Below are 9,478 nucleotides of genomic sequence, written 5' to 3'. Positions count from 1 at the left end.
CGCTTCGTCTCTGACGCGACCAAAGTCCGGACCTCGGTCAGGCTTAGCGGCCGCTGTTCCGTATCTGCATCTTTAGATGGTTTGCCTTTATAGCGGCACGCGACCCGGGACTGGCCCCCGGTCTTGGTATACAGCAGGTCGGATCGTTCACCGCACTCGCTCACCGCACGGTGGGTACACGCTTGGGTACGAGCTGCCTTGAGAGCTCGAGAATCCTGAACCTCGGCTATATGCAGCCCGGTCCCAACCACTGTGGTCGATCCGGTGACCGCGCCAGACCGAGCCGCGACCCCCGTCGTCCGGCATGCTTGATGCCACACCGGCCGCGGACCCAACCTAACAGGCGCGACAGTAGACGGTTTCGGCGAAGAAGTACCAGGAACCGCTTTCTCGACCTTTTGTTTTCGGGATTCGAAACCTTCGTATCTAATGGTCTCGTCGTTAAACGACACGTCAGTGGCGTTAGCAGTACCAGCGTTGACGAGAATGAAGAAACCGACGAGCGGTGCAATAGTAGTGGCGATTCTTCTAAAGGTTTTAGTTTTCAGCACCGTAAACTCCTTGAACTTCCCAGCCGTCATTTTTGCGTTTCAGGATGAGTAGCCCTGAGTCGGTTTGCCCAGCCGACGTTGTGCCCACGGAAGTTGTCTTGTCTGCGGTGTAGAAGACTCGTTCCTCTTCGCGTGTGGTGAACGTGACGTAGTACGTTCCGTCGTCAAGTTTCTTGTTAGGGGCATGGATGTTTTCGTGATGGATGTATCCACCTACGATCCACGCATTGTGTTTCTTCATGCGCGCAAACGTTTTCTCGGCAGCTTGGCAGTATTCGCAGTCACGTGAAGTGATCTCCCAGAACTCGTCCCGGAAGCCACCTGTTTCCCACGCATAGTTGACTTCTTTGAACCAGTGCTCCGCGAAAGCTAACTGCCCGACCTTGTTTTTCTCTTTCGCTATCTCGGGCAGTGGTCCCGGGGCAGGTACGTTGCGGGCGGGATGTTTCGGTGTGGCCGGCTCGTATGGTCCCGATTGCGACGGTGCCGCTGTTGGTTCCGTTGAAATTGACGGCGACGCCTTGCCAGACGCCTCAGCCTCCCTAGACGGTGTTGCTTTTGTGGCGTCGGCCGCCTGAGATACCGATGGTGTCGTCTCAGCTGAAGCCGCGTCCTCGCTGTTGGCCCCGCAACCCGCCAAGCCAGCGCTCAGAGCAAACACGGCTGCCGCGGCAATAGAGCGTCGTTTCAGATCGATCACGATAATGCCCCTTAGATGTCTCTAGCTATCTAGGAACAAAAGTAATCAATCGAAGCTAAAGGCACCATAGAGGTTCAAGAGGCATAAGAAATTCACAAGTGGGGCACAGATTGGAAGCTACAACTTCCGCGTAATCACGGGGGAGTGGATCGCGAAAGCATTGAAGGAGCGAAAAGTGCTGTCCGAGTATGCGGAAGGCAGTGCTATCGAAGGTCAGCTAGAAGCATGAACGAAGAGCAAAGGCTGGTCGAACGCGGTGCCATGAAACGCTCAACGAAAATATCTCAGGCGCGACAACACTCCACCTGAAAACTTCAGCAAACAAAAAAGTCTCGGGACACCGTTCAAACGATGTCCCGAGACTCTTAACAATTGGTGGGTCCAGAGGGACTCGAACCCCCGACCCTCTCGGTGTAAACGAGATGCTCTAGCCAACTGAGCTATAGACCCAACTGTTTGTTCTCAGTTCACTTTCGATCCCTGAGCACGAACAATCACCTTACCCTAGTTTTTCTGATTTACCCAACTGGGGCGCCCGATGTGGCAATCACCACATCGAACGCCCCAGTCTAGAGCCCGAATTCCAGCCCGCTAGATCCACATCGCCGGGTCGACGTATTCGCCCGGATCGACCGCAGGTTTGCGCTCGTCCGGTTTAGCCGCACGCGCCCTACCTGGCACGCCTGTGATGATCGACCCTGGACCAGCGTCCTTGACCACAACCGCGTTAGCGCCTATCTGCGAATCCGCGCCAATCACAACCGGACCCAGAACCTTCGCGCCAGCGCCGATAGTCACGCGATCACCGATGGTCGGGTGGCGTTTGATCTTCGCAAGCGACCGCCCGCCAAGGGTCACGCCATGGTAGAGCATGACGTCGTCACCGATTTCCGCGGTCTCACCGATCACGACACCCATGCCGTGGTCGATGAAGAAGCGGCGGCCGATGCGCGCGCCAGGGTGGATCTCGATGCCGGTCGCAAAGCGGGTCAGCTGCGAAAGGGCCCGGGCAGGGAGCCTCAACAACGGCGACGCGTTCCACATGCGGTGTGCCAGCCGGTGCATCCAGATGGCATGCAGACCTGAATACACGATCGCGATTTCGGCGCCAGAGCGCGCCGCCGGATCGTGTTCCCGCGCGTTCTTGATGTCTTCCCGGAACGTGGAGATGAATCCCACAGAGGGTCCTTTCGGGCTGAGAGAGTGCTAGCTGGTTTCAGCCGCGGATGTCATCGTAAAGCATCGTGGAGATGTAGCGCTCACCGAAGTCCGGAACAACCGCAACAATGAGCTTGTCACGGTTTTCTTCGCGCTTAGCAACCTCAAGCGCTGCCCACACGGCAGCGCCCGAGGAGATACCGCCGAGGATGCCTTCCTTTGCGCCAAGCGCGCGGGCAGTTTCGATGGAAGCGTCGAGTGGAGCGTCGATAACTTCGTCGTAGATCTCTCGGTCGAGGACCTCAGGGACAAAGTTCGCGCCGAGGCCCTGGATCTTGTGTGGGCCCGCGGTGCCTTCGCTCAGCAGTGGGGAATCGGCTGGCTCTACTGCAACAACCTTCACGCCGCTTTTCTGCTTCTTGAGGTAGCGGCCGGCACCCGTGATGGTTCCGCCGGTGCCAACACCGCCGACGAGGATGTCAACGGCGCCATCGGTATCGTTCCAGATCTCTGGGCCGGTCGTGGCCTCGTGGATCTCTGGGTTGGCCTTGTTGCTGAACTGGCTAGCGAGGATCGCGTTGTCGGTCTCCTGGACGATCTGCTTTGCCTTTTCGACTGCACCGCGCATGCCATCCGCACCGGAGGTCAAAACGATCTCTGCGCCGAATGCGCGCAGGATCACGCGGCGTTCGCTCGACATGGTTTCCGGCATCGTGAGGATCACACGGTAACCGCGTGCCGCACCAACCATCGCAAGGGCGATGCCGGTGTTGCCCGAAGTTCCCTCAACGATGGTTCCGCCTGGCTTCAGTTCGCCGGACTTCTCAGCGGCGTCGATGATCGCGCGGCCGATGCGGTCTTTAACGGAGTTCGCTGGGTTGTAGAACTCGAGCTTGACGGCGACGTTGCCTGGAAGGTCCGCGTCGAGCTTGTTGAGGCGAACGAGCGGGGTGTTGCCGATTGCTTCAGTGACGTTGTTCAGGATTGGCACGATGTGCTCCTTATGGTTGGAAAATCTGTGCAGTTTCGGTGCTCAGCTTATGGAATTGCTGGTCGGGGTGTCGGCTTCAAGAAACTTAACGAAACGTGCCCGCGCTGCGTTGAGCTTCGGGTCGATGATGACCTGGCAGTAGCCGGCCTGCGGATTGCGCTGGTAGTAGTCCTGGTGCTCGATTTCAGCGGTGTACCAAGGGCCCAGGGGCTCGATGGTGGTGACTATCTGGTCGGTCCAGTTGGCTTGGTTGCGTTCAATGGCCGCTTCGAAGACTTCAGTCTGCTCCGGGCTGTTAGTGAACAGTGCAGAACGGTATTGAGTTCCGACATCGTAGCCTTGCCGGTTCAGTGTTGTTGGGTTGTGCATCGTGAAGAACATGTCCAACACCACATCCTCGCTGATGATCGAAGGGTCGAACGTTACTGCGACAGCTTCGGCATGGCCTGTGGTCCCGGTACACACGCTGTAGTAGTCCGCAGGTGCGTCGCCGCCTCCGGTGTAACCGGATTCGACGTGGGTGACACCGCGGACCATGCGGAACCAAGCGTCGAGGCACCAGAAGCACCCGCCGGCCATCACGATCGTGCGTTCACTTTGTTGATTCATCAATTGGTTCAACACTTCGCAAGCCGGGAGTGTTCCCGAGACTGGTTTCACGGGTAGCTTAATGAATATGAGTTCTACTGCATCGGAGAATCGGGTCCCTACGCTCCGCACGGTTTGGGAGCACATCAACCGTTTGTGGCCGGAGACGTTGGCTGAGTCGTGGGACGCTGTGGGCCCCGTAACGGGACGACCAGATCAGCTGGTTCACCGCATCGTGTTTGCGGTTGATCCAACTGAGGAGGTCGCTGTCGATGCGATTGAACGGGGAGCGGACCTCTTGTTGACTCACCACCCTTTGATGTTGCGGGCAGTGAACTCAGTTGCTGGTCATCGTTTCAAGGGCCGCGTTGTGCACACGCTGATCGAGGCGGGGTGTGCGCTCTACACGGCTCACACTTCGGCTGATTCGGCTCTGGGCGGTGTTTCTGACGTCATCATTCGCGGTTTGGGCGTTGAGCAGTCTGAGCCGCTGGCTCCGGTGGACCGTGGCGTTGAAGGTGAAGGGATCGGTCGCGTCGGGGATCTTGCTGAGGAGTGCACTCTCGCGGAGTTTGCTGAGCGCGTCTATAGCATCATGCCGGCGGTTGCCGGTGGGGTGCGGGTCGCCGGAAACCCTGAAGGCAGCGTCAAACGTGTAGCTGTTTGCGGCGGGGCAGGGGATTCGCTGTTCGATGCGGTTCGTGCCTCTAAAGCAGATGTGTACGTGACGGCTGACCTGAGACACCACCCCGCATCGGAGGCTCGCGAAGCTGCGGTGAATGACCGCCCGTTCCTCATCGATGTTTCGCACTTCGCGTCGGAATGGCTGTGGCTTCCCGCCGCGGCTGATGGGCTGAGCCGCTCGCTGCATGACGATGGCTATGACGTCGTGTGCCAGGTGAGCCAAGTGAACACTGACCCATGGGACTTCATTTTGACGCCGTGACGGGCTCTCACAGAATGACCAGCATGACGCGGTGATGGCTTAGCCGCTTGGCGTGGGAGACAATAGAGGTAGGCAGTGAGGCCTCGGATACGAAAGTAGGGATCGTCGTGATTACCGCAACACGTGAGCATCAGGAGCTTCTGCTGGAGATTCAGGCTTTGATCTCCGCGGTTGAGCAGTGGCGCCGCGAGCACGATGCGGTTGCGACGGCCAAGCGTGTGCGCCAGGCGCGCGCGGACGCGATCCAGGCACGTGCCGAGCGTGACGATGAAGTGCGACAGCTCGAGGTTTTGAACCGTGCGGTCGCTGACCTAGAGAAAGCCATCGTCGAGCTGGCTTCCGATATCGAGGTCAAGGAAGAGCAACTCCTCGCCGGCGTCGAGACGCAGAGCGAAGCTGATCGTTTGGCACGGATGGTCGATATTTTGCGTGAGCGCCGTGTTTCGCTCGAGGAGACGCTGGTCGAGACGGTTGAGGAACGTGACGAAAAGCGTGCCGATGCCGATGAGGCTGAGCGGGTTTTGACTGCTGCGGTCGCAGAGAACCACGCCGCTCAGGTGTACGTGAGGGATCAACGCGAGTCCCTTGTTGCGCAGATCAACGACGCTGAAACGCAGCGTCAGGAGCTCAGCTCTCGACTGGACGCGGAGCTTCTTGAACTTTTTGAGAAGCTCGTTGCCGAGCACGGGGTTGGAGCTGCCCGACTGGACAATGGTACGTGTTCAGCGACTGGATTGCCGTTGTCGCCGAAAGAGCTTGCCGCGATCGCGCAGCTTGGTGAAGAGGAGCTCGCGTTCTGCCCTCACACCGGGATTATTCTCGTGCGGGAGCGCGGCGCCTAGCTGGGTGCGGGAGCGCGGAGCCGAGCTGGGTGCGGGAGCGCGGCGCCTAAACCAGCTCCGCGAGGCTAGTTTTCGTCGAGCACGATGGTGAGTTGCCCGGCCTTCCGTGGTGTCGGCTCGATGAGTTCTGTTTGCGGCCAGTGTTTCTGCATCGCGGTGAGCAGGGCTTGTGGTGTTTGAGGTCCATCGCCGCGGGTGTGCATGAGGAGCCGCGCAACTTCGCCTCGGGTGTGCTTGGCATGGTGTGAGACGACCTTGCGTTTGCCGTCCTTGATTTGGACGACGTTGACGGTCACGGTTTGTTCCTGAGGCGGGACGTAGGCCGCTTGATACGCGGAAGACCGGCAATCGATAATGAGTTCGCCTTCAACGCGTTCAGCCAAGGCTTCGGCAAGGCGTGGTTTCCAGTAGGTAGCCAGCTTCCCAAGTCCAGGAAGCTTGACGTCCATCGAGAGTCGGTACGCCGGAATGCTGTCGCCGAGCCCCACAGCACCCCATAGCGCCGAGATCACGAGGATGCGCTCGTCGGCTTTCTTTTTCTGGGTGGCAGTCATGCCCGCGTAATCAAGCGCATCGTAGAGCACGCCTGTATAGATCTCGTGTGCGGGAGCTGCAGGCGCATCGAAAATGTCGATGTTTCGCTCGATTTCGTGCGCAACAGCCTTTCCAACACCTAAGACTTCCGCCGCATCGGCCGCCACTGAAACCTCCTCAAGATGCTGCGCAACCTCGCGGCGCGCATCGGCGAGCTCCGGACACACCAGAGCATCAAGATCCACGCTCTTTCCGTGGGTGGCGGGCGTCTTACCTTCAGATGGCGGCAGAAGAATAATCACGATGGTCATCATAGCGGCGCTGAAACCTGCGCGGGCCGTATGCATGGGTAGGATGTAAGGCGCGGAAGGAGACGGACAGACGACCGCGACGCCGTGTGCGTCGAGGAAAGTCCGGACTCCACAGGACAGGGTGGTGGATAACGTCCACTCAGGGTGACCTGCAGGAAAGTGCAACAGAGAGCAGACCGCCGTGGCCCTTTCGAGGAAGCACACGGTAAGGGTGAAAGGGTGGTGTAAGAGACCACCGGCGCGTCAGGTGACTGGCGCGGCCAGGAAAACCCCACCCGGAGCAAGACCGAGCAGACTACGCTCCTAAGCGGTCCGCTGAAGTAGTCGGGTTGGTTGCTTGAAGCCACGAGTAATCGTGGCTCTAGATAGATGGTCGTCATGCGTGAAGCGGTAACGCTTTACACATACAGAATCCGGCTTATGGCCGTCTTCTTCCGCTCAAACTTCGTACTGCTGATTTCTGAGAAGTGTGTGACGCCACTCAAAGCGGCATGAATCCCGTGAGGTCCGGCACGTCCTTAGGTAGAATGGGGAGCGGTTTAGCACGCTCACCGAACAGGTGATGCGCGCTCCACAATTGTCTAGGCCAGTGAACGCTCACATCATAAAGGGCTGCTGGCTGAATCCAATCAACCAGGAGTTGTCAGTGACCCAGCAGACTGAAGCTGTATACGCAGACTGGAAGAACCGTGAGGCTCTAGCGGAAAAGATGATTCCGCTGATCGGTCGCCTGTACCGCGAAAACAACGTGGTGACCTCGATCTACGGTCGCAAACTGATCAATGTTTCAGTAGTCGACATCCTCAAGGCTCACCGCGTCGTCCGCCGCATCGAGGGCAAGGAACTCGATCCGCAGCGTACCTACGATCTGCTGGTGAAGCTCGACGAACTCAACCCAGGCAACGTATCGATCGACCTCGGCCGTCTGAACCGTGCCGTCGAGGAAAACGGTGCAGAAGACACCGACGCGTTCCTCGCTGAGCTCTACGCAGACGTCCTGGGCCAGAAGGCTGACGCAAGCGGTGCCCGCGACGTCGTCCTCTACGGTTTCGGCCGCATCGGCCGCCTCTTGGCTCGTATCCTCATCGAACGTGGCGGCGTGGGCCTGCGTCTGCGTGGTGTCGTCGTCCGTAAGGGTGCAGACAACGACCTCCAGAAGCGTGCGTCGCTGCTTCGCCGCGACTCGGTTCACGGCGCATTCGACGGCACGATCGTTGCTGACGAAGAGAACAACACGATCACCGCGAACGGCACGCAGATCCAGTTCATCTACGCGAACGACCCATCTCAGGTCGACTACACGCAGTACGGCATCGAGAACGCCATCGTGGTTGACAACACCGGCCGCTGGCGCGACGAAGAAGGCCTCGGTCAGCACCTCAAGGCTAAGGGCACCAGCGCGGCCCTGCTGACCGCACCAGGTAAGGGCGACATCAAGAACATCGTGTTCGGTGTCAACGACGGCGACATCACCGAGGACGACACGATCCTCTCCGCAGCATCCTGCACGACCAACGCGATCACCCCAGTGCTGAAGGCTGTCAACGATCGCTACGGCGTTGTCCAGGGCCACGTTGAGACGGTTCACGCGTTCACGAACGACCAGAACCTCATCGACAACTTCCACAAGGGCGAGCGCCGCGGCCGCTCCGCAGTCTTGAACATGGTGCTCACCGAGACCGGCGCCGCTAAGGCTGTCGCGAAGGCTCTTCCTGAGCTTGAGGGCAAGCTCACCGGTAACGCTGTGCGCGTCCCAACTCCGGACGTTTCCATGGCGATCCTCAACCTGACCCTCGAGAAGGAAACCTCGGTCGAGGACATCAACAACTTCCTGCGCGAAACCTCGCTTTCGGGCGAACTTCACAAGCAGATCGACTACACCGACTCGCCAGAGGTCGTATCGACTGACTTCGTTGGCTCCCGCCGCGCAGGCATCGTCGACGGCCGCGCAACCATCGTCGGCGCAGACAAGAAGCACGTTGTGCTCTACGTCTGGTACGACAACGAGTTCGGCTACTCGTGCCAGGTTGTCCGCATCATCGAAAAGATGGCAGGTAGCCACCCGGTTGCGATCCCAGCCGTAAAGTAAAGCGGCTGATGCGGCACCGGTTCCGGTGTAAATAGCGAAAGTTTTGGCCCCGAGGTAAAACCTCGGGGCCAAAGCTTTTAACCGTGTTAGCTACCTGCTGTGCCGGATTACCGCGCCGGGTGACCGTGCCGGACTACCACGCCGGGACGCGGTGGCTAGTGACCGAACGGGTCGGGGTCGACTCCCGGCATCCAGGTGAGCCCCGGCTCAGTCATGCCAGACTTCTTCCGCTCGCGTTTCCAGCGGCGGGTCCAGCGCTCATTGAGCATGTCCACGTAGAGCTTGCCTTCAAGGTGCCAGTATTCGTGTTGCAGGATGCGCGCGAACCATCCGGTCGCCTCGAAGTCCACCGGGTTGCCGTCAACGTCGATGCCGGTCAGGTGCGCGTAGTCGGCGCGCTGCAACGGGAAGTTGAGGCCAGGCACCGAAAGGCACCCTTCGGTGTGGCGCTCCGGATCGGGGTTAGCTCCAGAAACCTTCGACAACGTGAGCTTCGGGTTGATGACGACGCCACGAGTTGGGGCGTCGTCTTCGTATTCGTCGAACTCCCACGTGAAAATCCGCAGACCCACGCCTACCTGCGGCGCGGCGAGACCCACGCCGTTAGCGGCGTCCATGGTTTCGAACATGTCCTCGACCAGGGTGCGGATCTCGTCGTCGATTTCGGTGACTTCAGCGGCACGCTGGTGAAGCACTGGCTCTGTGTAGATCACGATGGGGCGGACGGCCACGTCGGTGAGCTCCTGTCGTCGTTGGGTTGCTGTGAGA

Annotated in this window: 10 protein-coding genes, 1 tRNA gene and 1 other RNA gene; 4 read left to right on the top strand and 8 right to left on the bottom strand. The window is 59.3% G+C overall.

What is annotated here, in order from left to right; all coding sequences use genetic code 11:
• The 6 genes from CAY35_RS09700 to msrA all read right to left on the bottom strand — a co-directional run.
• On the bottom strand, positions 1-551 hold a 551-nt coding region (locus CAY35_RS09700), incomplete at its 3' end, for a hypothetical protein (protein ID WP_219930431.1).
• Positions 538-1,251: a DUF6318 family protein gene (locus CAY35_RS01755; RefSeq protein WP_109303047.1), complete on the bottom strand. Its 714-nt coding sequence runs from the start codon at positions 1,249-1,251 to the stop codon at positions 538-540. The genes CAY35_RS01755 and CAY35_RS09700, both read right to left, overlap by 14 nt.
• A gap of 373 nt (positions 1,252-1,624) precedes the next feature.
• A tRNA-Val gene (locus CAY35_RS01750) sits at positions 1,625-1,701 on the bottom strand.
• Between the two features lie 141 nt (positions 1,702-1,842).
• On the bottom strand, positions 1,843-2,430 hold the full coding sequence (gene epsC / locus CAY35_RS01745) for a serine O-acetyltransferase EpsC (protein ID WP_109303046.1): 588 nt from the start codon (positions 2,428-2,430) through the stop codon (positions 1,843-1,845).
• A 37-nt stretch (positions 2,431-2,467) separates the two neighbouring features.
• The gene (gene cysK / locus CAY35_RS01740; protein WP_219930430.1) at positions 2,468-3,400 is read right to left on the bottom strand and encodes a cysteine synthase A; all 933 of its coding nucleotides are present in this window, start codon (positions 3,398-3,400) and stop codon (positions 2,468-2,470) included.
• Between the two features lie 42 nt (positions 3,401-3,442).
• Positions 3,443-4,009, bottom strand: coding sequence for a peptide-methionine (S)-S-oxide reductase MsrA (gene msrA, locus CAY35_RS01735; RefSeq protein WP_109303080.1), 567 nt, complete (start codon positions 4,007-4,009; stop codon positions 3,443-3,445).
• Positions 4,010-4,076: 67 nt separating this feature from the next.
• Here msrA and CAY35_RS01730 point away from each other — a divergent pair, with 67 nt between their 5' ends.
• Both CAY35_RS01730 and CAY35_RS01725 read left to right on the top strand, forming a co-directional pair.
• The gene (locus CAY35_RS01730) at positions 4,077-4,934 is read left to right on the top strand and encodes a Nif3-like dinuclear metal center hexameric protein (protein WP_309136513.1); all 858 of its coding nucleotides are present in this window, start codon (positions 4,077-4,079) and stop codon (positions 4,932-4,934) included.
• A 107-nt stretch (positions 4,935-5,041) separates the two neighbouring features.
• Positions 5,042-5,776, top strand: a complete 735-nt coding sequence (locus tag CAY35_RS01725; RefSeq protein ID WP_109303043.1) for a zinc ribbon domain-containing protein — start codon at positions 5,042-5,044, stop codon at positions 5,774-5,776.
• Positions 5,777-5,841: 65 nt separating this feature from the next.
• Here the strand turns inward: CAY35_RS01725 and CAY35_RS01720 are convergent, their stop codons facing one another.
• The gene (locus tag CAY35_RS01720) at positions 5,842-6,657 is read right to left on the bottom strand and encodes a YaaA family protein (protein WP_309136512.1); all 816 of its coding nucleotides are present in this window, start codon (positions 6,655-6,657) and stop codon (positions 5,842-5,844) included.
• Positions 6,658-6,679: 22 nt separating this feature from the next.
• Between CAY35_RS01720 and rnpB the strand changes: the two genes are divergently transcribed.
• Positions 6,680-7,057: RNase P RNA component class A (gene rnpB, locus CAY35_RS01715), an RNA gene on the top strand.
• Between the two features lie 210 nt (positions 7,058-7,267).
• The gene (locus CAY35_RS01710) at positions 7,268-8,710 is read left to right on the top strand and encodes a glyceraldehyde-3-phosphate dehydrogenase (protein ID WP_375231730.1); all 1,443 of its coding nucleotides are present in this window, start codon (positions 7,268-7,270) and stop codon (positions 8,708-8,710) included.
• 155 nt (positions 8,711-8,865) lie between these two features.
• On the opposite strand, the gene def is transcribed toward CAY35_RS01710, so the two are convergent.
• Positions 8,866-9,441 (bottom strand): peptide deformylase, encoded by a 576-nt coding sequence (def, locus tag CAY35_RS01705; protein ID WP_109303041.1) that lies wholly within the window; start codon positions 9,439-9,441, stop codon positions 8,866-8,868.
• Positions 9,442-9,478 lie beyond the last annotated feature (37 nt).

This window comes from Pseudoglutamicibacter cumminsii, assembly GCF_003143995.1.
In the GTDB taxonomy this organism is placed as follows: domain Bacteria; phylum Actinomycetota; class Actinomycetes; order Actinomycetales; family Micrococcaceae; genus Pseudoglutamicibacter; species Pseudoglutamicibacter cumminsii_B.
This window is presented reverse-complemented; position numbering and strand designations above follow the sequence as displayed.

Bases quoted from the DNA above. Each gene is read 5' to 3' on its own strand.
- msrA (WP_109303080.1), bottom strand. From the start codon at position 4,009: ATGAATCAACAAAGTGAACGCACGATCGTGATGGCCGGCGGGTGCTTC.
- CAY35_RS01730 (WP_309136513.1), top strand. From the start codon at position 4,077: ATGAGTTCTACTGCATCGGAGAATCGGGTCCCTACGCTCCGCACGGTT.
- CAY35_RS01720 (WP_309136512.1), bottom strand. From the start codon at position 6,657: ATGCATACGGCCCGCGCAGGTTTCAGCGCCGCTATGATGACCATCGTG.